Raw genomic sequence first — 25,783 nt, forward strand, 5'->3', positions numbered from 1 at the left:
CCTCCGTAATCCCCCGTGGTGTAATCGGCAACACACGTCACTTTGGATGATGTATTTCAGGTTCGAGTCCTGGCGGGGGAGCCAAGCGCGGTTCGGGGCCTGACCCAAGAAGGAAGCGTCAGGCCCCGCTCACATTTCCCCCTCGCAACCCCCCGGTATCCTGCGGATGACCAAACCCCACATCCGAAGCCGAAGGGCACACCCGTGAGCGCCAACCGCCCGGCAGCCGTCGTCGTACTCGCAGCGGGTGAGGGCACCCGTATGAAGTCGGCCACACCCAAGGTCCTGCACAGCATCTGTGGCCGTTCTCTCGTCGGTCACGTACTCGCCGCCGCGCGCGAGCTGGAGCCCGAGAACCTGGTCGTCGTCGTGGGGCACGCCCGCGAGAAGGTCGCCGCGCACCTCACCGAGATCGACCCGCACGTCCGCACCGCCGTCCAGGCCGAGCAGAACGGGACGGGGCACGCCGTGCGGATGGCCCTCGAAGAGCTGGGGGGCGGTGTCGACGGGACCGTCGTCGTCGTCTGTGGCGACACCCCGCTCCTCACCGGCGCCACCCTGCGGGCCCTCGCCGCGACCCACACCGCCGACGGCAACGCCGTCACCGTGCTCACCGCCGAGGTCCCGGACGCCACCGGGTACGGGCGGATCGTGCGCGACGGGGCCAGCGGTGCCGTCACCGCGATCGTCGAGCACAAGGACGCCTCCGAGTCGCAGCGGGCCATCCGGGAGATCAACTCCGGGGTGTTCGCCTTCGACGGGCAGCTCCTCGCCGACGCGCTGGGGAAGGTCCGGACGGACAACAGCCAGGGCGAGGAGTACCTGACCGACGTGCTCGGCATCCTGCGGGAGGCGGGGCACCGGGTGGGGGCCTCCGTGGCCGGTGACCATCGGGAGATCGCCGGTATCAACAACCGTGTGCAGCTCTCCGAGGCCCGGCGGATCCTGAACGACCGGCTGCTGACCGATGCCATGCTGGCGGGTGTCACCGTGATCGACCCGGCCACGACGTGGGTCGATGTCACGGTGACGTTCGAGCAGGACGCGGTCGTGCATCCGGGGACGCAGCTGCACGGCTCGACGCATCTCGGGGAGGGCGCGGAGGTCGGGCCCAACTGCCGTCTGACCGACACCCGGGTGGGGGCCGGCGCCCGCGTGGACAACGCGGTCGCCTACAGCTCCGAGATCGGGCCGCAGGCCTCCGTCGGTCCGTACGCGTACCTCCGGCCCGGGACCCGTCTCGGTCTCAAGTCCAAGATCGGGACGTACGTCGAGACGAAGAACGCGTCCATCGGTGAGGGGACGAAGGTTCCGCATCTGTCCTATGTGGGGGACGCGACGATCGGTGAGTACTCGAACATCGGCGCGGCGAGCGTCTTCGTGAACTACGACGGTGAGAGCAAGCACCACACGACGGTCGGTTCACACTGCAAGACGGGTTCGGACAACATGTTTGTGGCGCCTGTCACGGTCGGGGACGGCGCGTACACCGCCGCCGGGTCGGTGATCACGAAGGACGTGCCGCCGGGTTCGCTGGCTGTCGCCCGTGGCCAGCAGCGGAATATCGAGGGGTGGGTGGCGCGAAAGCGTCCGGGGAGCGCGGCGGCGAAGGCTGCCGAGGCGGCCTCTCACCGGGGCGAAAGCGAAAGCTGACCGGAAACGGGTGCGTCGGGGACGGCGTACCGTGAGAGGTGCGTACCCGCACCCCCCAGCTGAGACGACCTCTCATGCCCCGCTGAGACACCTCTGAGGAGACTGTGCTGTGACCGGGATCAAGACGACCGGCGAGAAGAAGTTGATGTTCTTCTCCGGCCGCGCCCACCCCGAGCTTGCCGAGGAGATCGCCCAGGAGCTGGGTGTCGGGGTTGTCCCGACGAAGGCGTTCGACTTCGCCAACGGTGAGATCTATGTCCGTTACCAGGAGTCTGCTCGTGGTGCGGACTGCTTCCTGATCCAGAGCCACACGGCTCCGATCAACAAGTGGGTCATGGAGCAGTTGATCATGATTGATGCGCTGAAGCGTGCGTCGGCGCGTTCGATCACTGTGATCGTGCCGTTCTACGGTTACGCGCGGCAGGACAAGAAGCACCGGGGGCGTGAACCTATTTCGGCGCGTCTGATCGCGGATCTGATGAAGACGGCGGGTGCGGACCGGATTCTGGCGGTGGATCTGCACACGGATCAGATCCAGGGTTTCTTCGACGGTCCTGTGGATCATCTGTTCGCGTTGCCGTTGCTGGCGGACTATGTGGGCAGCAAGGTGGACCGGGACAAGCTGACGGTCGTGTCTCCGGACGCGGGGCGTGTGCGGGTGGCCGACCGGTGGTGTGACCGTCTGGGTGCCCCGCTGGCGATCGTGCACAAGCGTCGTGACAAGGATGTGGCGAACCAGGTCACGGTGCATGAGGTGGTCGGTGATGTGGAGGGCCGTATCTGTGTGCTCGTCGACGACATGATCGACACGGGTGGCACGATCTGTGCGGCGGCGGACGCGTTGTTCGCGCACGGTGCGGAGGATGTCATCGTGACGGCGACGCACGGTGTGCTGTCGGGTCCGGCGGCGGACCGGTTGAAGAACTCGAAGGTGAGTGAGTTCGTGTTCACGAACACGTTGCCGACGCCGGGTGAGCTGGAGCTGGACAAGATCAGGGTGTTGTCGATCGCGCCGACGATCGCGAGTGCGGTGCGTGAGGTGTTCGAGGATGGTTCGGTGACGAGCCTGTTCGACGAGCAGTAGGGGTCCTGCGGGTTCGTCCGCCGGAGATCCTTTTGGTGCGGCCTCCTTAGCCGAGTAGACTGCTGCAGTTGCTCGGCGAGGGAGGCCGTTCCCCGTGGTGGGATGCGGTGGTCCGTTATCGACGCGCTCTTCGTAGCAGGCCGTTCGTGGCCGGGTGACCACGTCCGTATCTACCTCTACGAGGAGTGATCCGCATGTCCGAGGTGAAGCTCGCCGCCGAGACGCGCACCGAGTTCGGCAAGGGTGCCGCCCGTCGTATCCGTCGTGACAGCAAGGTTCCGGGTGTTCTGTACGGGCACGGTTCGGACCCGCTGCACCTGACGCTTCCGGGGCACGACCTGCTGATGGCGCTGCGTACGCCGAACGTTCTGATCTCGCTGGACATCGACGGGAAGACCAAGGAGCTGGCGATCCCGAAGTCCGTGCAGCGTGACCCGATCAAGGGTTTCCTGGAGCACGTCGATCTGCTGCTGGTGAAGCGTGGCGAGAAGGTCAACGTCGAGATCTACGTCCACACCGAGGGTGAGCTGGCGCCGGGTGGGAACCTGCTGGAGCACGTGCTGAACGCGCTTCCGGTGGAGGCCGAGGCGACGCACATCCCGGAGTCCGTCACCGTTTCCATCGAGGGCCTGGAGTCGGGTGCCTCCGTCCTCGCGAAGGACATCCCCCTGCCGTCCGGTGTGACCCTGGCTGTCGACCCGGACGCGGTTGTCCTTCAGGTTCTGGCCGCTCAGGCGGAGGAGCCGTCGGAGGGGGCCGCTGAGGGTGAAGAGGCCGCCGAGGCCTGATCCTTTCGGATCCTGTTCGGCCGCCGGGGTCCGCGCCGTGAGGTGCGGGGCCCGGCGGCCGGCGCGTATGAGCGCGGATGCGCGTATGAAGGAGACATGGACGTGACGACGGACGCGGGCGCCCCCTGGCTGGTCGTGGGGCTGGGCAATCCGGGGCCCGGGTACGCGATGAACCGGCACAACGTGGGGTTCATGGTGGCGGATCTGCTGGCCGATCGGATGGGCGGGAAGTTCAAGCGGGCCCAGAAGGCGCAGGCGCAGGTGGTCGAGGGCCGGATCGGTCCTCCGGGTCCGGCGAACCGGCGGGTGGTCCTGGCCAAGCCGATGTCGTACATGAACCTGTCCGGGGGCCCGGTGAACGCGCTGCGTGAGTTCTACAAGGTGCCGGTGGCCAACATCCTGGCGATTCATGACGAGTTGGACATCGATTACGGCACGTTGCGGTTGAAGCTGGGTGGCGGGGACAACGGTCACAACGGTCTGAAGTCGATGACGAAGGCGATGGGCTCGGACTATCACCGGGTGCGGTTCGGGATCGGGCGTCCTCCGGGTCGTATGCAGGTCGCTGATTTCGTTCTGAGGGATTTCTCGTCCGCCGAGCGTAAGGAGCTCGACTACTTCGTGGACCGGGCGGCTGATTCGGTCGAGTGTCTGGTGACGGAGGGTCTGGAGCGGGCGCAGAGCGCGTACAACTCCTGAGTGCCGGTTTCCCGGGGCTTCAGGCGGGTCGATGTAGGGGGACAACTGCCGACTTGTCGCCCGGTGGAGTTGACCGGCCGCTGGGGCATGGCCAAGGATCGCGGCCATGCCTGCCGCTGCTGCCTCCCGTGTGTCCCGTGAGGGCGCTGCTGTCGCGTTGCGGTTCGGGCGGCTGGCGGCGATGGGGACGGTCGCGGCGCTGATTCTGATCGCGGGGGTGTGGGCGTCGTGGGGTACCGCGCAGCACGTGATGCTCACCAAGGGGCGTGAGCGGGGCACGATGACGGTGACGCGGTGTGCGGGGGACGTGTGTACGGGTCCTTATGCGCCGGTGTCCGAGGGGTCGAGGGCGCGTGATCGTGTCGAGATCGCGCGGACGGTGGCGGTGAAGCGGGGCGTGACGTACGCGGTGGCTGTGAAGCCGGGTAGCAGTGATGTGGTCCGTACGGGTGCGTCGGGGCTTCTGTACGCGTGGGTGCCGTTGGGTGGTGCTCTGCTTCTCGCGTCGGTGGTCGTGGCGGGTGGGCTGCGGATGAACCGGCTGGCGTGGGTGATGGGCGGCGCGGGGCTCGCCCTGATCACGGCCGCGTTCGTGGCGCTCTGAGCTCTTTTGGGGCTCGTCCCGGCCGCGCCTCTTTGTGGAGAATTTGTACGTTCTCTGATCGTTACGCGGGACCATTGAGGCGAGCCGTGACGCATCGGGCGGATGTGGTGTTCAGCCACTTGACCGGATGTCAACGGAACAGGAAGCTGAGCCGCCCCCTCCACATCTTCCGTTCCCTGTCACGAAGATGGACTTGCCCATGCGCACCCTCTCTCGCGTCGGTGGCGCGTTCGCCGTCGGCGTCGCCACGTCTGTCGCGCTGCTCAGCGCCCCCGCCGCGTACGCCACGCCCCCCGGCGACAACGGCACCGTGAAGATCCATGACGCGACCACCGGCGAGGAGCTCCGCAGGAACGAGCCGCACGTCTGCGCGTTCTACCTGGACGCCTTCGGCTTCGACGGCGGCCAGCGGGTCGACTGGCACATCGAGGCGTGGGCTCCGACCGCCGACGTCAAGGGCCGGACGGTGAAGTCGGGTTCCCTCGGCCTGGACGCGGACGGTCACGGCCGCAGCGAGGATCTGAGGCTGCCCGACGGTCACTACAAGTTGTTCTGGAACTTCGACGGCGAGCACGGCTCCGCCAAGCACAAGGTGTTCTGGACGGACTGCGCGGACGACGACGGGGGGAGCGGCACGGGCGGCGGCACGGGCGGCGGCACGGGCGGGGACGAGCCCGGCTCCGATCCGTCCGCGTCGGCCTCGGCCTCCCCCGCGGCGGGCGGGGGCGAGACTCCGGCCGGTTCCTCCGGGTCCTCCGGGTCCGCGCAGGGCGGTGACAGCGGTGACCTGGCCGAGACCGGCAGCGGCGCCCCCGTCGGCGCCCTCTCCGCTGCCGGGGCCGCGCTCCTCGCCGCGGGCGGCTGGCTGCTCCTTCGTCGGCGTAGGGGCCGGGCCGCTCAGGACTGAGTGAAGAGGGGTGCCCCCGAGGTCGTACGACGTCGGGGGCACCCTTGTGTTGGTGGTGGTGTCAGCCGGTGTTGCGCAGGCCGGCCGCCACGCCGTTGACGGTCAGGAGCAGGGCCCTGGCGAGCAGCGGGTCGGGGGTTTCGCCCGCGGCGGCGGCGTCGCGCTGGCGCTTGAGCAGGGTGACCTGGAGGTAGGAGATGGGGTCCAGGTAGGCGTCGCGGATGGCGAAGGTCTGCTGGAGGACGGGGTTGGCGTCCAGCAGCTTCTCCTCGCCGGTGATGCGCAGGACCTCGCGGACGGTCAGTTCGTGTTCGGCCTCGATGGTGGTGAAGACGTGCTTGAGGTGGTCGGGGACGAGGGTGTCGACGTAGTGGCGGGCGATCCTGAGGTCGGTCTTGGCGAGGGTCATCTCGACGTTGGAGATGAAGTTGCGGAAGAAGTGCCACTGCTCGTGCATCTCTTCCAGGACGGTGTCGAGGCCGGCTTCGCGCAGGGCCTTCAGGCCGGAGCCGACGCCGAACCAGCCGGGGACGATCTGCCGTGACTGGGTCCAGCCGAAGACCCAGGGGATGGCGCGCAGCCCGTCGAGGCCGGCTCCGGAGTCGGGGCGGCGGGAGGGCCGGGAGCCGAGGTGGAGGTCGGCGAGCTGGTCGACGGGTGTGGCGGCGAAGAAGTAGGCGGGCAGGTCGGGGTCTTCGACGAGCTTGCGGTAGGCGGCTTCCGCGGCGTTCGACACGACGTCCATGGCCGCGTCCCAGCGGGCGAGTGCTTCGACGGACTGGCGGGGGGCGGTGTGCAGGGCGGATGCCTGGAGGGTGGCGGCGACGGTGAGTTCGAGGTTCTCCCGGGCCAGTGACGGTACGAGGTACTTGTCGGAGATGACCTCGCCCTGTTCGGTGACCTTGATCTCGCCCTCCAGGGTGCCCCAGGGCTGGGCGAGGATGGCGTCGTGGGAGGGGCCGCCGCCGCGTCCCACGGTTCCCCCGCGGCCGTGGAAGAGGCGCAGTCGTACGCCGTAGCGGTGGGCGACGTCGCGCAGGCGGCGCTGGGCGCGGTGGATTTCCCACTGGCTGGTGGTGATGCCGCCGAACTTGGAGGAGTCGGAGTAGCCGAGCATGACTTCCTGGACGTCGCCGCGGAGGGCGACGAGCCGCCGGTAGGAGGGGTCGGCGAGCATGTCCTCCAGGATGGTGTCGGCGGCCTTGAGTTCGTCGGTGGTCTCCAGGAGCGGCACGATGCCGATCTTGGCCCAGCCGGCGTGCAGGTCGATCAGTCCCGCCTCACGAGCCAGGACGGCCGCGGCGAACACGTCGTCGGCGCCCTGGCACATGGAGATGATGTACGACTCGATGACCTCGGGTCCGAAGACGGCGAGGGCCTTCTTGACGGTCTCGAACACGCCGAGGGTCTTCGCGCCGGCCTCGTCGAGGGGGGCGGGGGTGGGGCCGAGGGGGCGCCGGGACCTGAGTTCCTTGGCGAGCAGCTTGTGGCGGTACTCGCGCGGCATGTCCTCGTAGCGCCAGGATTCCTCGCCGAGGCGGTCGAAGAGCTGGCCGAGGGCGTGGTGGTGGGCGTCGGCGTGTTCGCGGACGTCCATGGTGGCGAGCTGGAGGCCGAAGGCGGCGAGGGTGCGGATGGTGCGGTTCATGCGGCCGTCGGCGAAGAGGCCGCCGCGGTGTTGGCGCAGGGAGCTCTGGATGAGGGTGAGGTCCTTCAGGAGCTCGCTGGTGCCGAGGTAGTCGCGGCCTTCCTCGTGCGGGGTGCCCTTGGCGAGGCGCTGCTTGGTGTTCTCCAGCTTCTGCCGGATGCAGGTGGCCTTGAGGCGGTAGGGCTCCTCGGCGTTGAGGCGCTTGTAGCGGGGGCTGATCTCGGGCAGGGCGTCGAGGTCGGCCTGGAGCGAGGTCAGCAGTTCTTCGGTGGCTCCGGTGTAGCGGATGGAGTTCGACAGGAAGCCGCGGAGTTCGTCGATGAGGTCGAGGGCGTCGTTGATGCCGTGTTCGTGCTGGAGGATCAGGACGTCCCAGGTGACCTGGGGGGTGACGTTGGGGTTGCCGTCGCGGTCGCCGCCGATCCAGGTGCCGAAGGTGAGCGGTCGGGTGTCGTCCGGGAGGGTGAAGCCGACGCGTTCGAGTTCGGCGGTGAGGTCCTCGAGGACGTCGCCGACGGCGCCGGCGTGGAGTTCGTCGAGGTAGTAGATGGCGTTGCGGGCCTCGTCAGCGGGTTCGGGGCGGACGACGCGGAGTTCGTCGGTCTGCCAGACGAGGTCGATGTTCTCGGCCAGACGGATGTCGTAGCGGCGCCGGTCGGACTCGATGACCGGGGTCTCCAGCAGGGCGGCGATTCTGCGCAGCTTGTTCAGGACGGAGCGGCGGGCGGCTTCGGTGGGGTGGGCGGTGAAGACGGGCCGTACGTTGAGGTTCTTGACGGTCTCGCGCAGGTGCTGGGGGTCGGCGTCCTTCAGCCGGTCGGCGGTACGGGCGAGGAGGCCTCCTTCGGCGGAGCGCTTGGCGCGCAGTTCGCGGCCTCGGTGGACCTGTTCGGTGACGTTGGCGAGGTGGAAGTAGGTGGAGAAGGCGCGGACCAGCTTGGCCGCGGTCTGGAGTTCGGTGCCGCGCAGCAGTTCGGCGGCGGCCTCTCCGTCCTCGCGGGTCAGGCGGCGGACCCGTTCGACCAGTTCCAGGAGTTCGGGGCCCTCCTGCCGGACGAGGGTTTCGCCCAGCAGGTCGCCGAGGCGCCGGATGTCGGCGCGCAGGTCGCTGCTGACCGTGGTGGTCTGGTCGTCGGCACTGCTCACAGGTGCGGCTCCTTGCAGTGTTGAAGCTCGTCTGGGAGGGAACCCGGGTGTTCGCCGGGCGGCGTGACCACGGACGGGTCATGGCCGCTTCGGGGACGGTTCACCCGGGCAGAAATCAGAGCGGACCGCGCTGTCCGACCGATTCCAAGGATAGGTGTCCATGCGGACGCGCAGACCGTCGGGCTCTTGCCGCCGGGCACCGCGCTGCCATACTTACGATGCCGTAGGTTACGGAACCGTAGGGAACAGCGTTGTCCCCGACAGACCGTTGCCGCAGGCATCTGCCTCCACCCTCGAACCCCACAGGGGACGCCCATGACCACAAGCTCCGATGTGATCGAAGACGCCCCGCAGGCGAACGATTCCACAGGCACCAAGACGACCGACACCGCACAGCCCTCGGCCACGCTGGGCGGCGAGAAGAAGCGTTCGATCGAGCAGATCGCGCTGTTGCTCTTCATCATCGTCCCGTTCCTCGCGCTGATCGCGGCGGTGCCGCTGGCCTGGGGCTGGGGCGTGAGCTGGCTGGACCTCGGCCTGCTGGTCTTCTTCTACTACCTGGGCTGCCACGGCATCACGATCGGTTTCCACCGCTACTTCACGCACGGTTCGTTCAAGGCCAGGCGTCCGCTGCGGATCGCGCTGGCGATCGCGGGCTCCATGGCGGTGGAGGGGCCGCTGGTGCGCTGGGTGGCCGACCACCGCAAGCACCACAAGTTCTCCGACGCCGAGGGCGACCCGCACTCGCCGTGGCGGTTCGGCGAGACGCTGCCGGCGCTGATGAAGGGCCTGTGGTGGGCGCACATCGGCTGGATGTTCGACGAGGAGCAGACGCCGCAGGACAAGTACGCGCCGGACCTGATCAAGGACCCGGCGATCCGCGCGATCTCGCGTCAGTTCGTCTTCTGGACGGTGCTCTCGCTGGCTCTGCCCGCGCTGATCGGCGGTCTGGTGACGATGTCCTGGTGGGGCGCGTTCACCGGGTTCTTCTGGGGGTCGCTCGTCCGGGTGGCCCTGCTGCACCATGTGACCTGGTCGATCAACTCGATCTGCCACGCGGTGGGCAAGCGTCCCTTCAAGTCGCGTGACCGTTCGGGCAACGTGTGGTGGCTGGCGGTCCTGTCGTGCGGCGAGTCCTGGCACAACCTGCACCACGCCGATCCGACCTCGGCGCGGCACGGTGTGGAGCGCGGCCAGCTGGACTCCTCGGCGCGGCTGATCCGCTGGTTCGAACAACTCGGCTGGGCGTACGACGTGCGCTGGCCGTCACGCTCGCGTATCGATTCCCGCCGGAACACCGGTCAGGGCGGCTCCCGGCGCAAGAAGGAGACCGCCGAGGCGGCATGATTGACGGGTGGCGACCGACTCGAGCAGTACTCCAGGCAGCGACAAGCAGCGGCGCCCTCGCCGGACCCGGATGACGGGCGCCGAGAGACGTCAGCAGCTCCTCGAGATCGGTCGCACGCTGTTCGCCGCCCGGGGGTTCGAGGCCACGTCGGTGGAGGAGATCGCGGCCAAGGCCGGGGTCTCCAAGCCGGTGGTGTACGAGCACTTCGGCGGCAAGGAAGGTTTGTACGCGGTGGTGGTGGACCGCGAGATGCGCCGTCTGCTGGACATGGTGACCAGCTCCCTGACGGCGGGCCACCCCCGTGAACTGTGCGAGCAGGCGGCCTTCGCCCTCCTGGACTACATCGAGGAGTACACGGACGGGTTCCGCATCCTGGTCCGTGACTCCCCCATCCCCCAGTCGACGGGCTCCTTCGCCTCGCTGATCTCCGACATCGCCACCCAGGTGGAGGACATCCTGGGCCGCGAGTTCAAGAGCCGCGGCTTCGACCCGAAGCTGGCCCCGCTGTACGCGCAGGCCCTGGTCGGCATGGTCGCCCTGACGGGCCAGTGGTGGCTGGACGTCCGCCGCCCGAAGAAGGCGGAGGTGGCGGCGCATCTGGTGAACCTGGCGTGGCACGGGCTGGACGGGCTGGAGGCGAAGCCGCACCTGATAGGGCGCCGGAAGAGCTAGGTCACTCAAAGAGGTGAACCACGCCGACGTAGTACGAGCGCAGCTGCTGCCCCGAGCCGGGCGGGCCGGCGAGCTGCACGTGGTCGAGGGCGGCGATCACCGCGGCTCCGGCTTCCTGGCCACCACGAACACCCGGCGGAACGGGAAGACCGTGCCGTGGGCCGTCGCCGGGTACGCCTCGCGCAGGGCGGCGCGGTACTCGGTGACGAAGGGTTCGGCGTCGTCGCCGAGTTCGGTGAGGATCGGCCGCAGGCCGGTGCCCTTCACCCAGTCGAGCACGGGGTCCTCACCCTGGAGCAGGTGCAGGTACGTCGTCTCCCAGGCGTCGACCTCGCAGCCGAGGCCGGCGAGCCGGTGCAGGTACGCGGCCGGGCTCAGCACCGCGTCGTCGTGGCGGAGCGTCTCGCCGAGCCGGTCCTTCCAGCGCGCGGAGTGGGCGACTTCCCGCATGAGCCGGTGGCTGGGCGAGTCGAAGTTGCCCGGCACCTGGAAGGCGAGGACGCCACCGGGGGTGAGCCCCGCCACCCAGTCGGGGAAGCGTGCGACGTGGCCGGGCACCCACTGCAGGGTCGCGTTGCTGACGATCAGGTCGTACGGCTCCGGGGGCGCCCAGGTCGTGACGTCCGCGGGCGCGAAGTCGAGGTGGCCGCCGCCCGGGGTGGGGCCGGCCAGGGGTGCGGTCTCGGCGAGCATCTCCGGGGAGTTGTCGAGGCCCGTGATGTGCGCGCCGGGCCAGCGGTCGGCGAGCAGGCGGGTGACGTTGCCGGGGCCGCAGCCGAGGTCGGCGACGCGGGGGTGCCCGGCGGGGAGCTCGGGCACGTGGGCCAGCAGGTCGACGAAGGCGCGGGCGCGGTGGCCGGAGTGGCGCAGGTACTGGTGGGGATCCCAGACGGGGACGGTCGGGGACATGGGCGTACCTCCTCGTGGGTTCGGCTCGGCACTGGGCGTGACTCCATGCCGCGTTCTCACCGTGACAGTGCAGGTATCTCGAAGTCAAGAGACTTGATACTAATATGCTCGACGTCAAGAGACTTCACGTCGACACAACCACTACACTGATCGCCATGGAGGACGAGGTCGATCGGCTGGTCGCAGCGTGGCGCCGGGAGCGCCCGGACCTCGACGTGGAGCCGCTGGAAGTGCTCAGCCGGGTGAGCAGGCTGGCCCGGCACCTGGACCGGGCGCGCCGTCTGGCGTTCTCCGAGCACCAGCTGGAGCCGTGGGAGTTCGATGTGCTGACCGCGCTCAGGCGCGCGGGGACGCCGTATCAGCTCTCCCCCGGCCAGCTGCTCACCCAGACCCTGGTCACCTCGGGCACGATGACGAACCGTATCGACCGGCTGGCGAAGAAGGGCCTGGTGGAGCGGCTGCCCGACCCCAGCGACCGCCGGGGTGTCCTGGTGCGTCTGACCGACGAGGGCCGGGACAGGGCGGACCAGGCCCTGGCGGGCCTCCTGGACCAGGAGCGCGCGATCCTCGCGGAGCTGTCGCGCGCCCAGCGGGGTGAACTGGCTGGTCTGCTACGCCAGTTGACCGCCCCGTTCGACAACATCCCCGGCTAGGTCGGCGGGCCCGACTCCGGCGCGCCGGGCGAGCGCGACGGCGGCCAGGGTGGAGTGCACCCCGAGCTTGCCGAGGACGTTCTGCATATGGGTGCGGACGGTGTGCGGGGACAGGAACAGGCGCTCGGCGACGGCCTTGCGCCCCAGTCCCGCCACCATGCACCGCAGCACTTCGCGCTCGCGCGGGGTGAGGGACTCGACGAGCCGCTCGCTCTCCGTGCGGTGCTTGCGGGCGGCGGTGAGCTCGCGCAGTACGCCGGTGAGCAGGGCGGGCGGCAGATGCGTCTCGTCGCGCAGCACGCCCCGTATGACGGTGAGCAGCCGGGACAGCGAGCAGTCCTTGGCGACCCAGCCGGAGGCGCCCGCCTGCAGGGCGAGCGCGGCGCGGCGCGGGTCGTCCTTCTCGGCGAGGACGACGGTGCGGACGCTCGGCTGCCCGGAGCGGACGCCGGCGACGAGCGAGATGCCGTCGACCAGCCCGTCCTCGTTGCCCTCCTGCACCGGCACGGCCGCCGGTCGCGCGCCGGGGGCGTTGCCCCCCAGGTCCGCGTCGACCAGCAGCACGTCGAACCTGCGGCCTTCCGCCGCCGCGCGTTCCAGGCAGCGCAGCGCGGCGGGGCCGCTGCCTGCCGCGGACACGTCGACGTCGGGCTCGGCGGCCAGGGCTGCGGCGAGCGACTCGGCGAAGATGCGGTGGTCGTCGACGACCAGGACTCGGATGCGAACCACGAAAACCCCCACTGGTCGGGGGACGACCGGCGCAGGTACGGCGCCCGAAGTGATCCCCGGTTGTCCACCTGGGACGGGGCTGCCACAACCGCACGGCCGCCGCCGTGCTGCAACTGCTACCCCCACTTCGGGCGTCGTACCCGACTGTCTCGCCCCCTGATCAGCACCGGCCCCCACCGGTGCTGCTCATCAGAGTAAGGCCGGGCGCAGGGAGTGGAAGGCGATTTGCAGAACTGTTTGGCCAGCGCGTTTATGGTGAGCCGTATGTTTCGGATTGAGACAGAAGTCGACAAAGAGCGTAGCCAATTGCTGCGTTCCCGACTACGGGAGACGAACACTGCGGCTTCGCCGGTGCTCCGTTCCCTGCGGGGGACACCGGACGAACGGCAGGTTCCGCTCCATGTGTGGGCACTGGACGGTCAGGGCGCTCTCGCGGGCGGTCTCGTCGGGCACACCTGGGCGACCTGGCTGCACGTGACCTATCTGTGGGTCGACGAGCGGTGCCGGGGAGCGGGCCTCGGGTCGCGGCTTCTGTCCGAGGCGGAGCGCCTCGCTGCCACCGACCGGGGTTCCCGCAACGCCCGCCTGGAGACGTGGGACTTCCAGGCCCCCGCCTTCTACCAGAAGCAGGGGTACGAAGTGGTGTGCGTGATCCCCGACTATCCGCCGGGGATCACGGAGTACACGCTGACGAAGCGGCTGAGGTGAGCGGCAGCGGCGGGGGTGTCCGTCACCGCTCACCCCCTCCGGTCACACCAGCCGGCGCGCTCCCGCCGCGGGCACCGCGGCGAACACGCGGGGGGCGGTGAATTTGGCGGCGGCGAAGGCCTCCTCCACCGCCTTGGTGACCTTCTCCTCGTCCGCGGCCTCGATCAGGACGATGGCCGAGCCGCCGAAGCCGCCGCCCGTCATACGGGCACCCAGCGCGCCCGCGCCCAGCGCCGTGTCGACGACGAGGTCCAGCTCCGGGCAGGAGATGCGGAAGTCGTCGCGCAGGGAGGCGTGGCCCTCGACCAGGACGGAGCCGATCGCACGGGTGTCGCCCGACTCCAGCAGGGACACGACCCGCTCCACGCGCTCGTTCTCCGTCACGATGTGGCGGACCAGGCGGCGGACCTCCTCCTCGTCACCCAGGCGGGCCAGGGCGGCGTCCAGTTCCGCGTACGGCACGTCCCTGAGCGCGTCCACGCCCAGCAGTGCCGCGCCCTTCTCGCAGCCGGCGCGGCGCTTGCCGTACTCGCCGTCGCTGTGGGCGTGCTTGACCTGGGTGTCGACGACCAGCAGACGCATGCTCTCGGCGGCCAGGTCGAAGGGGATCTGCTTCTGGGACAGGTCGCGGGTGTCCAGGAACAGGGCGTGGCCCGCCTCGCAGCACGCCGACGCGGTCTGGTCCATGATCCCGGTGGGGGCGCCCACGTAGACGTTCTCGGCGCGCTGGCACAGGCGGGCCAGCTGCCAGCCCTTCAGACCCAGGTCGTACAGGTCGTTCAGCGCGAGGGCGACCACCACCTCCAGCGCCGCCGACGACGACAGCCCGGCGCCCGTCGGGACCGTCGAGGTCAGGTGGACGTCCGCGCCCGTGATCGCCGTGTGGCCCGCCTCGCGCAGGGCCCACACCACGCCCGCCGGGTACGCCGTCCAGTTGCGGTCGGACTGGGGGGCCAGGGCGTCGAGGGTCAGCTCCACCGCCCCGCCCTCGATGTCCGCCGAGTGCAGACGCAGAACGCCGTCGGTGCGGCGCCCGACGGCCGCGACCGTCGTGTGCGGCAGCGCGAAGGGCATGACGAAGCCGTCGTTGTAGTCGGTGTGCTCGCCGATCAGATTGACCCGGCCCGGCGCCGCCCACACTCCCTCCGGCTCGGCCCCGTACAGCTCCTCGAACCGCTCCGCGACAGCGGAAGCGACCGCCTCGGCGCTCGCAACGCTCATCCCCTGACCCTGACCTTTCCTACGGGACCGGACTTCGAACTCCAGTCCTCAAAATTACTTGTCGCGCCGCTGCGCGAACTCCCACGCGTCCGCCACGATCCCCGCGAGGTCCGCACGCGACGGGTTCCAGCCCAGCCGCTCGCGGGCCGCCCGCGCGGAGGCGACCAGCACCGCCGGGTCACCGCCACGGCGCGGGGCCACGACCTCGGGGATCGGGTGCCCGGTGACCTGGCGCACCGTCTCGATGACCTCGCGGACGGAGAAGCCGTTGCCGTTGCCGAGGTTGCAGATCAGGTGCTCGCCGGGCTCGGCCGCGTCCAGCGCCAGCAGGTGGGCCTCCGCCAGGTCCGCGACGTGGATGTAGTCCCGGACGCAGGTGCCGTCGGGCGTGGGGTAGTCGTCGCCGAAGACGGAGATGGCGTCGCGCTTGCCCTGCGCCACCTGGAGCACCAGCGGGATGAGGTGCGACTCGGGGTCGTGGCGCTCGCCGTACTCCCCGTAGGCCCCCGCCACGTTGAAGTAGCGCAGGCTGACCGCGCCCAGGCCGTGGGCCGCCGCCTCGCCGGTGATCATGTGGTCGACGGCGAGCTTGGAGGCGCCGTAGGGGTTGGTCGGGGCGGTCGGCGCGGACTCGACGATGGGGGTCGTCTCGGGTTCGCCGTACGTGGCCGCCGTGGAGGAGAAGACGAGCTTGCGGACGTCCGCGGCGCGCATGGCGGCGAGCAGCGCCATCGTGCCGCCGACGTTGTTGTCCCAGTACTTCTCGGGCTTGACGACCGACTCGCCGACCTGCGAGCTGGCGGCGAAGTGGAGGACGGCGTCGAAGGAGGAGTCCACCCATTTGGCCGCGTCGCGGATGTCGCCCTCGATGAAGGAGGCGCCCGCGGGCACTCCCTCGCGGAAGCCGGTCGAGAGGTTGTCGAGGACGACGACCTCGTGGCCCGCCTCCAGCAGATGCTGGGCGACCACGCTGCCGACATAGCCCGCGCCACCGGTGACCAGGTACTTACCGCTCATGAACTCGCTACCTCTCGCAGTCGCTCGGCCGCGCGCTCCGGCGGCACGTCGTTGATGAACACGTTCATGCCGGACTCGGAACCCGCGAGGAACTTCAGCTTGCCGGAAGTGCGGCGGATGGTGAAAAGCTCTAGGTGGAGTGCGAAGTCCTCCCGCACGACCCCGTCGAACTCCTCCAGGGCGCCGAACGGCGCCTGGTGCCAGGCGGCGATGTACGGCGCCGGCGGCTCACCCTCGCCGAATATCCGGTCGAAGCGCTTCAAGAGTTCCAGATAAACCTGGGGGAACTCTGTGCGCGCGTCCTCGTCCAGCGCCAGCAGGTCGGGGACCCGGCGGCGCGGGTAGAGGTGCACCTCATACGGCCAGTGCGCCGCGTACGGCACGAAGGCGACCCAGTGCTCGGTCCGCAGCACGATCCGCTCGCCGGCCAACTCGCTCTCCAGTACGGAGTCGAAGAGGTTCTCACCTCCGGTCGCCTCCTTGTGAGTGGCGAGTGAACGCAACATCAAGGCGGTGCGCGGGGTGGTGAAGGGGTAGGCGTAGATCTGCCCGTGCGGATGCCCGAGGGTCACGCCGATCTCGGCACCGCGGTTCTCGAAGCAGAACACCTGCTCCACGGAGGGGAGATGCGACAACTCGGCCGTGCGGTCGGTCCAGGCCTCCAGGACCAGGCGTGCCTGTTCCCGGGTCAGGTCCTTGAAGGACGCGTGGTGGTCGGAGGTGAAGCAGACGACCTCACAGCGGCCCGAGTCCCCGGCGAGCGAGGGGAAGCGGTTCTCGAAGACGACCACGTCGTACGACGAGTCGGGGATCTCGCTCAGGCGGTCGCCCTCGGACGGGCACAGGGGGCATTCGTCGGCGGGCGGATGGTAGGTGCGGCCCTGGCGGTGCGAGGCGATGGCAACGCTGTCACCGAGCAGCACGTCGTGGCGCACCTCGGAGGTGGTGACCGTCCGCTCCAGCGGCCGCCGGTCCACGGCGTCGCGGACCGAGTCGTCGCGCAGGTCGTAGTAGATCAGCTCACGACCGTCGGCCAGCCGGGTCGAGGTCTTCTTCACGCGGACTCCCCATCCGTGCCCGATCGAACCAATTCAGCCATCAAACAGAAGCGAACACATCAAACCACAAATCCCCACGACCGTCATCATCACAATCCAACAAAGATCACCAGTCACCCCAGTCCAAGTGAGCGAAGTGAGCTCTGAATGCGATTCCCCCCATACCTCGCGGAGCAGCCCCCCACGCACCTGGCACAGCCCCTGGCGGCGGAGCTGCGGCTCCCCACCAACTGGCTCGACTACACGATCCTGGCGATCTACTTCGTCGTCGTCCTCGGCATCGGCTTCGCGGCCCGCCGGTCGGTGAAGACCAGCCTGGACTTCTTCCTCTCCGGCCGCTCCCTGCCCGCCTGGGTCACCGGTCTGGCCTTCATATCCGCCAACCTCGCCGCCACCGAGATCCTCGGGATGGCCGCCAACAGCGCGCAGTACGGCGCGTACACCGTCCACTGGTACTGGGTCGGCGCCATCCCCGCCATGGTCTTCCTCGGCCTGGTGATGATGCCCTTCTACTACGGCAGCAAGGTGCGCTCGGTCCCCGAGTTCCTGCTGCTGCGCTTCGACCGGCCGGCCCACCTGCTCAGCTCGGCCCTGTTCGCGTTCGCCGCCGTCCTGATCGCCGGGGTGAACCTGTACGCCCTGGCGATCGTCGTGGAGGCCCTGCTCGGCTGGCCGCAGTGGGTCGCCATCGTCGTCGCGGGCTTCTTCGTGCTCGCCTACATCACGCTCGGCGGCCTGTCGTCGGCGATCTACAACGAGGTCCTGCAGTTCTTCGTGATCCTGGCCGCACTGATCCCGATCACCGTGCTGGCCCTGAAGAAGGTCGGCGGCTGGGACGGCCTCACGGACTCCCTCACCAAGGCCCACGGCGACGACTTCGTCACCGCCTGGGGCGGCACCGGCATCGGCGACGCGAACCCGCTGGGCGCGAACTGGCTGACGATCGTGCTTGGCCTGGGCTTCGTGCTGTCCTTCGGCTACTGGACGACGAACTTCGCGGAGGTGCAGCGCGCACTGTCCGCCAAGAACCTGTCGGCGGCCCGGCGCACCCCGCTGATCGCGGCCTTCCCCAAGATCTTCATCGTGTTCCTGGTGATGATCCCGGGCCTGGCGGCCGCCGTCCTGGTACCGAAGATCGGCACGTCCGGCTCGGACCTCCAGTACAACGACGCGATCCCGTACCTCATGGAGCAACTGCTCCCCAACGGCGTCCTCGGCATCGCGGTGACGGGTCTGCTGGCGGCGTTCATGGCGGGCATGGCGGCGAACGTCTCGTCGTTCAACACGGTGTTCACGAGCGACATCTGGGCGAAGTACGTGGTGAAGGGCCGGGAGGACGAGTACTACGTGCGCTTCGGCCGGCTCATCACGGCGATCGGCGTGCTGGCGTCGATCGGCACGGCGTTCCTGGCGTCGAGCTTCTCGAACATCATGAGCTACCTGCAGACGCTGTTCAGCTTCTTCAACGTGCCGATGTTCGTGGTCTTCATCATCGGCATGTTCTGGCGGCGGGCGTCGATGAAGTCGGGCTTCTGGGGCCTGCTGGCGGGCACGACGGCCGCGATGGTCAACTACTTCGTCCTCTACAAGCAGGGCGTCGTCGACATCCCCTCCGACCAGGGCGCCAACTTCGTCTCGGCGATAGCCGGGTTCGTGGCGGGCGCGGTGGTGATGGTGGCGGTGTCGTTGTTCACCGCCCCGAAGCCGGAGGCCGACCTCCAGGGCCTCGTCTACGGCACCCGGTCGCCCGGAATGGCCGAGCCGCCCGCCGAGGGCGACGACGCGTGGTACCGCAAGCCGGCGCTGCTGGGCTGGGGAGCGGTGGTCCTGGCGGCCGCCTGCTACGTCCCGTTCTCGTTCTGACCGTCTCTGACCGTCGAGGGGCTGATCAACCATGTCCGAGCACTCCGAGCACAGCGTCCATCGCGAGGTCACCGAACTGGAGGGCAGGTCGACCACGGCCGCCCGCCTGTTCGACGTACGCCGCATCATCGGCGGCCTGTTCGTCGTCTACGGCGTCATCGTCACCATCGCCGGCATCACCGCCTCCGACGCCGACCTGGACAAGGCCGAGGGCGTCAACATCAACCTGTGGACAGGACTGGGGATGCTGGCCCTGGGGCTGTTCTTCCTGGGGTGGCTGTGGCTGCGGCCACTGAAGCAGGCGCCGGTGCCCGAGGAGCCTCCGGCGGAGTGAGTACGGGGCGCCGGTCGCCGTGGGCACGTGCCATGTGCCGTAGGGCGACCGGCGCCCCGCGTCCGGCAGTCTCCGGGCCGTCACCCGGCCCCGTCCCACCTCCTGAACTTCTCCACGCGGCCGAGGCCGACATCAGTAATACTCTGATGGCCCTCAACAGCATCTCGAAGCTCGGCGCATGGGAAAGGTGACCGGCGATGTCGCTGAACCCCGGGGACCCGGAGTCGATAGGCAGCTACGCGCTGGTCGACCGGCTCGGGAGCGGCGGCATGGGGGTCGTCTACCTGGGCCACTCGGACTCGGGACGGCGGGTCGCGGTCAAGGTCATCCACGCCCAGTACGCGCAGGACGAGGAGTTCCGCACGCGCTTCCGGCAGGAGGTCGCGGCGGCCCGCCGGGTGAGCGGGGCGTTCACCGCGCCCGTCGTGGACGCCGACCCGGACGCCGAACAGCCGTGGATGGCGACCCTGTACGTGCCGGGCCGCACGCTGTCCGACATCGTGTCCAAGGAAGGTCCCCTGCGCGGCCGGGACTTGCGCACCCTGGCGCTGGGGCTCGTCGAGGCGCTGCGGGACATCCACCGGGTGGGGATGGTGCACCGCGATCTGAAGCCGAGCAATGTGCTGATGGCCGAGGACGGCCCGCGCGTCATCGACTTCGGCATCTCCCACGCCGTCGACAACCAGGCCCTCACCGTCACCGGCCGGTTGATCGGCACCCCGCCCTTCATGTCCCCCGAGCAGTTCGCCGCGCCACGCGACGTCACCGCCGCCTCGGACGTGTTCTCGCTGGGGTCGCTGCTGGTGTACGCGGCCACGGGCAACCGTCCCTTCGACGGCGCCAGCCCCTATTTGACAGGCTATCAGGTGATGTACGAGGCGCCGGTCCTGGACGGCGTCGACGAACCCCTCCGGAGCATCGCCGAACGCTGCCTGGCCAAGGACCCGGCCACCCGGCCCGAACTCGGCGAACTGCAGCGTATGTTGCGGGCCCTGCCGGATCACGGCGGACCGGTCACGCCGGGAGCGGCCGGCACGGACTACACGGACGGCACCAGCCGCCAGGTCTCCCCGGTGCTCCCCGTTCCCCCTTCTCCTGTTCCGGCGGGCCCGCCCACCGCTGCGGGAGAGGGGGAAACGGACAGGGCCCGGACCGGCCCAGGACGTCGGGGGCGGCGTGTCCTCGTGGCCCTCGCCGCCGCGCTGGCCGTGACCGGGCTGAGCATCGCGGCGGTGAGGATGGGCTCGGACGAGAGCGGCGCTCCCGAGTCGCCCAAGGCGTCCGGCACCACCGCGCCGGCGTCCGCGTCAGCGTCAGCTTCTGCGTCCGGGTCGGGGTCCGGGTCCGGGTCCGCCGTTACGCTCCCGCCGAAGCACGTGCCGTGGGACTACCAGCTCGGCGGCGCGTACCCTCTCCCGTCCGGTGTGCGGGTGGTCAGCCGCGACTACGAGGACGGGCCCGCGCCGGGTGCGTACAGCATCTGCAACTTCAACGCCTTCCAGGCACAGAAGGGCGCCGAGGGCGACTGGGACTCCGACCTCCTGCTGCGCGACGCCGACGGGAACGTCGTCTACGACAAGGACTGGGACGAGGCGGTCCTGGACATCCGCACGGGCGCCAAGCGGCAGCGCATCGCCGCCGAGGTGAACGCCTGGACCGACGAGTGCGCGGAGAAGGGGTTCAAGGCCGTCGAACCCGACAACTACGACACCTTCACCCGCTTCCCCAAGTACCTCACGGCCGACCAGGCCAAGGCGCTGATGAAACTGCTCGTGACGCACGCCCACAAGAAGGGCCTGGCCGTCGCCCAGAAGAACACCGCGGAGCTCGCGCCCTACCGGGCGTCCGTGGGCCTCGACTTCGCCGTGGCGGAGGAGTGCGGGCAGTACGACGAGTGCGGCGCGTTCGCCGACGCCTTCGGCGACAACGTGCTCGTGGTGGAGTACACGGCCGGAGGGCTGGCAAAGGCGTGCTCCGGCTGGGGCAGCGAACTGAGCGTCGTCCGCCGCGACCAGGACGTCGTACCCCAGGGTTCGAGCGGCTACGTCCGCCAGACCTGCTGACGCGCGGTTCAGGTACGAAGCGTTCGCGTGGCTTCATCCAGTTCTCAGCTATACCCGTTCCAGCTCCGCGAGTGAGGCGGCCAACAGGTCATCCAGATCCATCAGGCTCCCGGAGGAGATCGCAGACTGCAGAGCCCACCTGGCAGCGGCCCTCAATTCAGGATCATGCAATCCGCACATGAGGACAAGGTCAATGGCCGCGCTCCGGCAATCGACGTCGCTCGAGGTTTCCAATATCTCACAATATGCAGAAAACCCTAGGGAGGTCTCCTTCAGGCATCTCTCTGCAATCGTTCGCGCCGCCGTTTGAGCTGGCGCAGGTCTTCCCGACGCGATGGCGGCCAGAGTCTCCAAGGATCTGACCAAGGCATAACCGGTGAGGGTATACAGCCCGTGAACGAGACACCGAGCCGCGGCAGCCGATGACTCCGACAGGAGTCCCTGCGTGACAGCCTCATCCTCGATCCGCTGAATTGCCAGATCCACATCACTCTCAGAGGTTGCTTCGCACAGGTCACAGAGCGCCGCACACAGGATTAGCGAATCCTCGCCGCTCAGACTCCTCAGCGAACTCCAATCATGCCTCGCGATCTCGACTTTCACGCTCCCACCCCCTCTGGTCAGCCAACGCGCCGACGGGGTGAAGCTGTCGGCCTCCCCCTTGGAGCCGCCGCCCATCGCATGCGGACACCGACGCGCACAGCAGCACCGCCACCCCACTGAGCAGCATGCGCTGCCCCACGCCCACTGCGGGACCATTACCCGTCACAAGAAGTGCCCATCTCTTACAACTTCATCCGCCTCTTCAAGCGCTTCTTCACACATCTCTCGCCGTTCCCCGGAAGTATCGGAAAGACACGAACGCAAGAACGGGACGACTGCGCCCGACGAGTCAGCGAGTTGGGGGATGAGGAAACAGAGCTCGCGAAACCACTTGAGGTCGCTCTCCCCCGCGGCAGCCAACAGGACAGGAAGCACCGAGAGGATCCGTTCGCGGCAGTATTCAGCCGCCTCCACCGCCTTCCCGTTCACGGTCACATGGAGCCCTGGAGTGCGCGCGGTGAGGATGCTTTCGAGAAGGCTGAGCGCCTCGGCCGAGGCGTGGCCACCGGAGTCGACGTGCTTCACGATCACGTCCACACAAGCGGCCGCCGCCGAGTACAGATGTCCCTGGTTCGCAACCTCGCAGTGGAGGACGCCATGGGCCCTCTTCCGCTCGGCCTCGTCGTCGTGCAAAAGCCGGACCAGATAGGCAGGGAGCGCTTCCTCTCGGTCCCTCCCAGCGTTTCCAGGAGGGACCACTGCCAGCCCGATGTCTCCACTCATTGGAGGTCGCTCTCCCATTCCGTTCCTGGCGCGAACTGATCGCAAGACGTCCGGCTCTCACAACGAGGGCGCACCGGTGCAGGCTCTCGCTTCAGAGGACGCTGAGGGACGCCGAGGGGCGCTGCACACGATATCCGCCGGATCTGCCCCCTGCTTCACCAATTCGGCCCGGCAAATATCTTCGGCACAGAACTGTCCGTCGCCTGCCCTCGCTCCCAGGTGCACCAGACCGCCGGCCGCGTCGTCGCCGCCGCCCACATACGAGCGGTGTGAACGCCAACTCGCGTACTCTCGGAGCGCTCCCCTTGACCCGGTTGCCCGGCGTCAGCGCCACGTTCACGTACGCCGTGCCGTTCTGGTCGGCCACCCGCACCGACAACTCGGACGCACCCGAACCGATCGCGTGCCGCATCACCGTCGGCGCACCCGGCTACATCCCCGTCAGCTGCGGCTGCGAGCCGTCCGAAGCCCCGTACGTGTACGGCGTCGTAGCGGGCTTCTACGCGTCCAGACCCGGGGCGCGCTCCGCCCCGGCGTGATCAGCTCGCTACCCCTGCAGCCAAGTCACACCACACGTATTTGCCGTGATCGCCGTTTCTGGCCAGCGGCTGCCAGCCCCACAGGGTCGGCACAGGAACGGACGAGAGCCAGCCCGCGCCCACCTTCCAAGTCGAGGCCGACGCGTTGATCCAACGGCCCATGAGGTTCTGGCGGTTCGGGGTCGGTGTCCCAGGCGCCAATCCGCAGGACGCCGCCCGCCCAGAGCACACGGAGGGCTGCGGGGCCCTTGGTGTGGCGTACGGCGTTGGAAACCAGCTCAGCGGCGAGCAGTTCGGCAGTGTCGACGAGACGGATGAGGCCGTGCACGGTGAGGATCAGGCGGAGGGTGCGGCGGCTGATGGTGACAGCTCGGGGGTCGTTGGGGATGTGGAGCCAGTACTCCCAAGGGTCACCGTTCAGCTGGGGAGACTCGGTTTCGGGCATGAGTGAGCTCCGTTCGAAGGGGAAGGGTCCGCAGGTCGCGGCGGGTGCGGGCGGTGGCATTGCCGCAGCCGTCATGGCAGGACGGAGTGGTGCGCTTCCGGGGGTCCCGGCATTCCGCAGCGTGTGCGTCGCATCACTGACAGTAGGGCCATAATTTGGGACCCTGCAAGTCACTCCCGTAATCTGCCCCTCGAACGCGTCAGTGCCTCACAGCAGTTGAGGGCAAGGAGGAAGCCATGCCGCGCAGGCAGCAGCCCACCGCACGCCAGGTGCGCCTAGGGGCTGAACTGCGGAAACTTCGCGAGGCCGCAGGACTCAAGGGGCGTGAAGCCGCCGCACTGCTCGGCACGGACTCAGGCCAGGTGAGTCAGATCGAGTTCGGCCTTGCGGGTGTGAGCGAAGGGCGCGTACGACGGCTTGCCGCCCACTACTCCTGCACGGACGACGAGTTGATCGCGGCGCTGGCTGCGATGGCAGCCGACAGGACACGCGGCTGGTGGGAGAAGTACGGGGACCTGCTGCCCACAGTGTTCCTGGATCTCGCCGAGTTGGAGCACCACTCCACGTACCGACTCGATGTCGAGTTCCTACACGTCCCCGGCCTGCTCCAGACGGAAGACTACGCCCGCGCCGTCTTCTCGTACCGAGTCCCCGAACTTCCCAAGAACGACCTTGAGTTGCGCGTCCGCCATCGGATGGAACGCAAAGCGATCATCGAAGGCCCCACTCCCGTTCCGTATGAAGCGGTGATTCACGAGGCGGCGCTACGCATCAGAGTCGCCGACCGGGCCTCAGCACGCAGTCAACTCGCCCGCATCCTGGAGCTCTCCGAGGCAGACCACATCACCGTTCGCGTCATCCCCTTCGACCTGGACGGCTTCGCCGGAGCCACGAACGCCATGATGTACGCAGGTGGTGCTGTGCCCAAGCTGGACACAGCGGTACGGGACGCGCCCCATGGCGCGGCTTTCATCGACTCCGAAGCCCAACTCGGCGCATTTCGAACGCTCTTCCGTAGAGTGGAAGCTGTGTCACTCGACCCTGAGCGGTCGCGTGACTTCATCCACCGGCTGGCGAAGGAACTGTGAGGAACGCCGTGACCACCCCTGGCAACTGGCAGAAGTCGTCCTTCTCCGGAAGCGGCGACGGCAACAACTGCGTCGAACTCGCCGCTACCCCGCGCACCATTCGCCTCCGCGAAAGCGACACCCCACACACCGAAGTCACCACCGCTCCCGCTCCTCTTGCCCTCCTCCTCCAGGGCATAAAGTCCGGCAGGCTCGCCGCGCCACGAGCATGACGCACCACCCGATGGTGCCTGCAATTGTCCGCTGAGTCCCATCGAAGGTCCGCCCCCACCAGGTGTTTTCCGGGAGCCCGTGGGACTCAGCGGCCACTTGCCGACCGCGAGGAATGTCGACCGCCATCTCGCAGAACTCTCGCGTACCGGCGCTGTTCGCCGTGCAGTACGGCCTCTCACCGCCCGAACCCAGCGACTTCTCATTGCCGTTGAGCTTGCCCCGGTAGAGGAACACCCAGCGGGCGTTGAGCTTCACGCTCTCCGCCGCGTTGGTCCTCGATTCTTACCTTCATACGCAGTCGGCTCCGGTGAGTGCCCTCCCGGAGCCGCGACTGACAGGACGTCAGCCGAGTCCAGGTCACTGGAGCCTGGCGAGCTGGGCATCGACCACGGCGGACGGAACAGCGAAGCCCTTGCCGGCCTTGCCCGTCGGCACGGCGGTGATGTAGCCGACCGTGGCACCCTTGCGGAGCACGACCACCTTCACCGGCGTCTTCACCCCAGCCGACTCGACGACCGCCCCCAGCCCCAGCGCCTGCTCCGCGCCTTCCGGCGCGATCTCCGGAGCGACCTTCCCCGTCGACCGCTCGTCACCATCCACGGTCATGGCGAACCCGTCAGCGCACTCGGCGACGGCCGTGCTGAGGTCTTCCATCGCGCGTTGTGCCTGCTCCCCCTCATAGTGGGCGAGCACCACGGTCACGTCGACACCCTCGCCCGACGCCTCACGCACCACTGTGGACACCGGATTCGCCACCACAGTGCCTGCCAGAACGTAACCTGCCGCGGCACAGGCACTCTGTGTCACCCGCACGTCCGTCTGTCCGACCACATCGCTGGTCGCAGGCGCAGTGACGTCGAATCCGTCCGCGTTGCGCGGCCCGAGAGCCACCCCGTCGAGCCCCCCGCGCTGAGCCACCGAACTGGCACTCACCTGCGGCACCTTCAGGTCCGGATCACCGCCGGCGCTACCGCTCGCCACATCGCAGGCGGACACCGATGCGCACAGCATGGCCAGCACTGCCGCCACTCCCAGTCGCGCCACCCTCAACGCTCCCATACCGCCCCC

Annotated in this window: 25 protein-coding genes, 1 tRNA gene and 1 pseudogene; 17 read left to right on the forward strand and 10 right to left on the reverse strand. The window is 68.7% G+C overall.

What is annotated here, in order from left to right; all coding sequences use genetic code 11:
* The first annotated feature begins 9 nt into the window (after window positions 1-9).
* The 7 genes from ACZ49J_RS24050 (at window position 10) to ACZ49J_RS24080 (ending at window position 5,735) form a co-directional block, all read left to right on the forward strand.
* Window positions 10-84: transfer RNA gene (locus tag ACZ49J_RS24050), tRNA-Gln, on the forward strand.
* Window positions 85-204: 120 nt separating this feature from the next.
* Window positions 205-1,653 carry a bifunctional UDP-N-acetylglucosamine diphosphorylase/glucosamine-1-phosphate N-acetyltransferase GlmU gene (gene glmU, locus ACZ49J_RS24055; RefSeq protein WP_467452611.1) on the forward strand — a complete coding sequence of 483 codons (1,449 nt, stop codon included), beginning with the start codon at window positions 205-207 and terminating at the stop codon, window positions 1,651-1,653.
* A 109-nt stretch (window positions 1,654-1,762) separates the two neighbouring features.
* Window positions 1,763-2,737: a ribose-phosphate diphosphokinase gene (locus ACZ49J_RS24060; RefSeq protein WP_467452610.1), complete on the forward strand. Its 975-nt coding sequence runs from the start codon at window positions 1,763-1,765 to the stop codon at window positions 2,735-2,737.
* A gap of 194 nt (window positions 2,738-2,931) precedes the next feature.
* Window positions 2,932-3,525, forward strand: coding sequence for a 50S ribosomal protein L25/general stress protein Ctc (locus tag ACZ49J_RS24065; RefSeq protein ID WP_467452609.1), 594 nt, complete (start codon window positions 2,932-2,934; stop codon window positions 3,523-3,525).
* A gap of 96 nt (window positions 3,526-3,621) precedes the next feature.
* The gene (gene pth, locus ACZ49J_RS24070; RefSeq protein WP_467452608.1) at window positions 3,622-4,224 is read left to right on the forward strand and encodes an aminoacyl-tRNA hydrolase; all 603 of its coding nucleotides are present in this window, start codon (window positions 3,622-3,624) and stop codon (window positions 4,222-4,224) included.
* A gap of 106 nt (window positions 4,225-4,330) precedes the next feature.
* Window positions 4,331-4,828 (forward strand): hypothetical protein, encoded by a 498-nt coding sequence (locus ACZ49J_RS24075; protein ID WP_467452607.1) that lies wholly within the window; start codon window positions 4,331-4,333, stop codon window positions 4,826-4,828.
* A gap of 199 nt (window positions 4,829-5,027) precedes the next feature.
* Window positions 5,028-5,735: an LPXTG cell wall anchor domain-containing protein gene (locus tag ACZ49J_RS24080; RefSeq protein ID WP_467452606.1), complete on the forward strand. Its 708-nt coding sequence runs from the start codon at window positions 5,028-5,030 to the stop codon at window positions 5,733-5,735.
* A gap of 61 nt (window positions 5,736-5,796) precedes the next feature.
* Here ACZ49J_RS24080 and ppc read toward each other — a convergent pair whose 3' ends face one another.
* Window positions 5,797-8,529, reverse strand: coding sequence for a phosphoenolpyruvate carboxylase (gene ppc, locus ACZ49J_RS24085; protein ID WP_467452605.1), 2,733 nt, complete (start codon window positions 8,527-8,529; stop codon window positions 5,797-5,799).
* Between the two features lie 315 nt (window positions 8,530-8,844).
* Here ppc and ACZ49J_RS24090 point away from each other — a divergent pair, with 315 nt between their 5' ends.
* Both ACZ49J_RS24090 and ACZ49J_RS24095 read left to right on the forward strand, forming a co-directional pair.
* The gene (locus ACZ49J_RS24090) at window positions 8,845-9,876 is read left to right on the forward strand and encodes an acyl-CoA desaturase (RefSeq protein ID WP_467452604.1); all 1,032 of its coding nucleotides are present in this window, start codon (window positions 8,845-8,847) and stop codon (window positions 9,874-9,876) included.
* Between the two features lie 7 nt (window positions 9,877-9,883).
* Complete coding sequence (locus tag ACZ49J_RS24095) at window positions 9,884-10,549, forward strand: TetR family transcriptional regulator (RefSeq protein ID WP_467452602.1); 666 nt, start codon at window positions 9,884-9,886, stop codon at window positions 10,547-10,549.
* Window positions 10,550-10,645: 96 nt separating this feature from the next.
* Here the strand turns inward: ACZ49J_RS24095 and ACZ49J_RS24100 are convergent, their stop codons facing one another.
* Window positions 10,646-11,458, reverse strand: coding sequence for a trans-aconitate 2-methyltransferase (locus ACZ49J_RS24100; RefSeq protein WP_467452601.1), 813 nt, complete (start codon window positions 11,456-11,458; stop codon window positions 10,646-10,648).
* A 155-nt stretch (window positions 11,459-11,613) separates the two neighbouring features.
* Here ACZ49J_RS24100 and tamR point away from each other — a divergent pair, with 155 nt between their 5' ends.
* A complete protein-coding gene (gene tamR, locus ACZ49J_RS24105; RefSeq protein WP_030844890.1) occupies window positions 11,614-12,111 on the forward strand; it encodes a MarR family transcriptional regulator TamR in 498 nt (165 codons plus the stop codon).
* On the opposite strand, the gene ACZ49J_RS24110 is transcribed toward tamR, so the two are convergent.
* Window positions 12,070-12,840, reverse strand: coding sequence for a LuxR C-terminal-related transcriptional regulator (locus tag ACZ49J_RS24110; protein ID WP_467452600.1), 771 nt, complete (start codon window positions 12,838-12,840; stop codon window positions 12,070-12,072). The two genes, tamR and ACZ49J_RS24110, sit on opposite strands and share 42 nt — an antisense overlap.
* Before the next feature lie 252 nt (window positions 12,841-13,092).
* Here ACZ49J_RS24110 and ACZ49J_RS24115 point away from each other — a divergent pair, with 252 nt between their 5' ends.
* Window positions 13,093-13,548 (forward strand): GNAT family N-acetyltransferase, encoded by a 456-nt coding sequence (locus tag ACZ49J_RS24115; RefSeq protein ID WP_467452765.1) that lies wholly within the window; start codon window positions 13,093-13,095, stop codon window positions 13,546-13,548.
* Window positions 13,549-13,590: 42 nt separating this feature from the next.
* On the opposite strand, the gene galK is transcribed toward ACZ49J_RS24115, so the two are convergent.
* From galK to galT, 3 genes are read right to left on the reverse strand one after another with little or no spacing between them, the layout of a single operon-like run.
* Window positions 13,591-14,769 carry a galactokinase gene (galK, locus tag ACZ49J_RS24120; protein ID WP_467452599.1) on the reverse strand — a complete coding sequence of 393 codons (1,179 nt, stop codon included), beginning with the start codon at window positions 14,767-14,769 and terminating at the stop codon, window positions 13,591-13,593.
* A gap of 54 nt (window positions 14,770-14,823) precedes the next feature.
* Window positions 14,824-15,786 carry a UDP-glucose 4-epimerase GalE gene (gene galE, locus ACZ49J_RS24125; RefSeq protein ID WP_467452598.1) on the reverse strand — a complete coding sequence of 321 codons (963 nt, stop codon included), beginning with the start codon at window positions 15,784-15,786 and terminating at the stop codon, window positions 14,824-14,826.
* The gene (gene galT, locus ACZ49J_RS24130) at window positions 15,783-16,844 is read right to left on the reverse strand and encodes a galactose-1-phosphate uridylyltransferase (RefSeq protein ID WP_467452597.1); all 1,062 of its coding nucleotides are present in this window, start codon (window positions 16,842-16,844) and stop codon (window positions 15,783-15,785) included. Before galT ends, galE begins: the two co-directional genes overlap by 4 nt.
* A 147-nt stretch (window positions 16,845-16,991) precedes the next feature.
* Between galT and ACZ49J_RS24135 the strand changes: the two genes are divergently transcribed.
* From ACZ49J_RS24135 to ACZ49J_RS24145, 3 genes are all read left to right on the forward strand, one after another.
* Window positions 16,992-18,707: a sodium:solute symporter family protein gene (locus tag ACZ49J_RS24135; protein ID WP_467452596.1), complete on the forward strand. Its 1,716-nt coding sequence runs from the start codon at window positions 16,992-16,994 to the stop codon at window positions 18,705-18,707.
* Window positions 18,708-18,738: 31 nt separating this feature from the next.
* Window positions 18,739-19,041 carry a hypothetical protein gene (locus ACZ49J_RS24140; RefSeq protein WP_467452595.1) on the forward strand — a complete coding sequence of 101 codons (303 nt, stop codon included), beginning with the start codon at window positions 18,739-18,741 and terminating at the stop codon, window positions 19,039-19,041.
* Window positions 19,042-19,238: 197 nt separating this feature from the next.
* Window positions 19,239-21,104, forward strand: coding sequence for an endo alpha-1,4 polygalactosaminidase (locus ACZ49J_RS24145; RefSeq protein ID WP_467452594.1), 1,866 nt, complete (start codon window positions 19,239-19,241; stop codon window positions 21,102-21,104).
* A 48-nt stretch (window positions 21,105-21,152) separates the two neighbouring features.
* Here ACZ49J_RS24145 and ACZ49J_RS24150 read toward each other — a convergent pair whose 3' ends face one another.
* On the reverse strand, window positions 21,153-21,707 hold the full coding sequence (locus ACZ49J_RS24150) for a hypothetical protein (RefSeq protein ID WP_467452593.1): 555 nt from the start codon (window positions 21,705-21,707) through the stop codon (window positions 21,153-21,155).
* Between the two features lie 162 nt (window positions 21,708-21,869).
* Window positions 21,870-22,430 (reverse strand): hypothetical protein, encoded by a 561-nt coding sequence (locus ACZ49J_RS24155; protein WP_467452592.1) that lies wholly within the window; start codon window positions 22,428-22,430, stop codon window positions 21,870-21,872.
* Window positions 22,431-22,735: 305 nt separating this feature from the next.
* Between ACZ49J_RS24155 and ACZ49J_RS24160 the strand changes: the two genes are divergently transcribed.
* Window positions 22,736-22,969, forward strand: coding sequence for a hypothetical protein (locus tag ACZ49J_RS24160; protein ID WP_467452591.1), 234 nt, complete (start codon window positions 22,736-22,738; stop codon window positions 22,967-22,969).
* Here ACZ49J_RS24160 and ACZ49J_RS24165 read toward each other — a convergent pair.
* Window positions 22,970-23,414: pseudogene (locus ACZ49J_RS24165) on the reverse strand (ATP-binding protein).
* Between the two features lie 236 nt (window positions 23,415-23,650).
* Between ACZ49J_RS24165 and ACZ49J_RS24170 the strand changes: the two are divergent.
* Both ACZ49J_RS24170 and ACZ49J_RS24175 read left to right on the forward strand, forming a co-directional pair.
* Complete coding sequence (locus tag ACZ49J_RS24170; RefSeq protein ID WP_467452590.1) at window positions 23,651-24,502, forward strand: helix-turn-helix domain-containing protein; 852 nt, start codon at window positions 23,651-23,653, stop codon at window positions 24,500-24,502.
* Window positions 24,503-24,510: 8 nt separating this feature from the next.
* Window positions 24,511-24,714 (forward strand): DUF397 domain-containing protein, encoded by a 204-nt coding sequence (locus ACZ49J_RS24175; RefSeq protein WP_467452589.1) that lies wholly within the window; start codon window positions 24,511-24,513, stop codon window positions 24,712-24,714.
* Between the two features lie 358 nt (window positions 24,715-25,072).
* Here ACZ49J_RS24175 and ACZ49J_RS24180 read toward each other — a convergent pair whose 3' ends face one another.
* A complete protein-coding gene (locus tag ACZ49J_RS24180) occupies window positions 25,073-25,735 on the reverse strand; it encodes a hypothetical protein (protein WP_467452588.1) in 663 nt (220 codons plus the stop codon).
* Window positions 25,736-25,783 lie beyond the last annotated feature (48 nt).

The organism is Streptomyces sp. NPDC030840 (assembly GCF_055572015.1).

What these genes read in the sequence shown, in the direction of transcription:
- ACZ49J_RS24135 (WP_467452596.1), top strand. Translation starts at nt 16,992, where the DNA reads ATGCGATTCCCCCCATACCTCGCGGAGCAGCCCCCCACGCACCTGGCA.
- pth (WP_467452608.1), top strand. Translation starts at nt 3,622, where the DNA reads ATGGACGTGACGACGGACGCGGGCGCCCCCTGGCTGGTCGTGGGGCTG.
- ACZ49J_RS24065 (WP_467452609.1), top strand. Translation starts at nt 2,932, where the DNA reads ATGTCCGAGGTGAAGCTCGCCGCCGAGACGCGCACCGAGTTCGGCAAG.
- ACZ49J_RS24080 (WP_467452606.1), top strand. Translation starts at nt 5,028, where the DNA reads ATGCGCACCCTCTCTCGCGTCGGTGGCGCGTTCGCCGTCGGCGTCGCC.
- galK (WP_467452599.1), bottom strand. Translation starts at nt 14,769, where the DNA reads ATGAGCGTTGCGAGCGCCGAGGCGGTCGCTTCCGCTGTCGCGGAGCGG.
- ACZ49J_RS24145 (WP_467452594.1), top strand. Translation starts at nt 19,239, where the DNA reads ATGTCGCTGAACCCCGGGGACCCGGAGTCGATAGGCAGCTACGCGCTG.
- ACZ49J_RS24170 (WP_467452590.1), top strand. Translation starts at nt 23,651, where the DNA reads ATGCCGCGCAGGCAGCAGCCCACCGCACGCCAGGTGCGCCTAGGGGCT.
- tamR (WP_030844890.1), top strand. Translation starts at nt 11,614, where the DNA reads ATGGAGGACGAGGTCGATCGGCTGGTCGCAGCGTGGCGCCGGGAGCGC.
- ACZ49J_RS24155 (WP_467452592.1), bottom strand. Translation starts at nt 22,430, where the DNA reads ATGAGTGGAGACATCGGGCTGGCAGTGGTCCCTCCTGGAAACGCTGGG.
- ACZ49J_RS24115 (WP_467452765.1), top strand. Translation starts at nt 13,093, where the DNA reads ATGGTGAGCCGTATGTTTCGGATTGAGACAGAAGTCGACAAAGAGCGT.
- ACZ49J_RS24075 (WP_467452607.1), top strand. Translation starts at nt 4,331, where the DNA reads ATGCCTGCCGCTGCTGCCTCCCGTGTGTCCCGTGAGGGCGCTGCTGTC.
- galE (WP_467452598.1), bottom strand. Translation starts at nt 15,786, where the DNA reads ATGAGCGGTAAGTACCTGGTCACCGGTGGCGCGGGCTATGTCGGCAGC.
- ACZ49J_RS24100 (WP_467452601.1), bottom strand. Translation starts at nt 11,458, where the DNA reads ATGTCCCCGACCGTCCCCGTCTGGGATCCCCACCAGTACCTGCGCCAC.
- ACZ49J_RS24140 (WP_467452595.1), top strand. Translation starts at nt 18,739, where the DNA reads ATGTCCGAGCACTCCGAGCACAGCGTCCATCGCGAGGTCACCGAACTG.
- ACZ49J_RS24090 (WP_467452604.1), top strand. Translation starts at nt 8,845, where the DNA reads ATGACCACAAGCTCCGATGTGATCGAAGACGCCCCGCAGGCGAACGAT.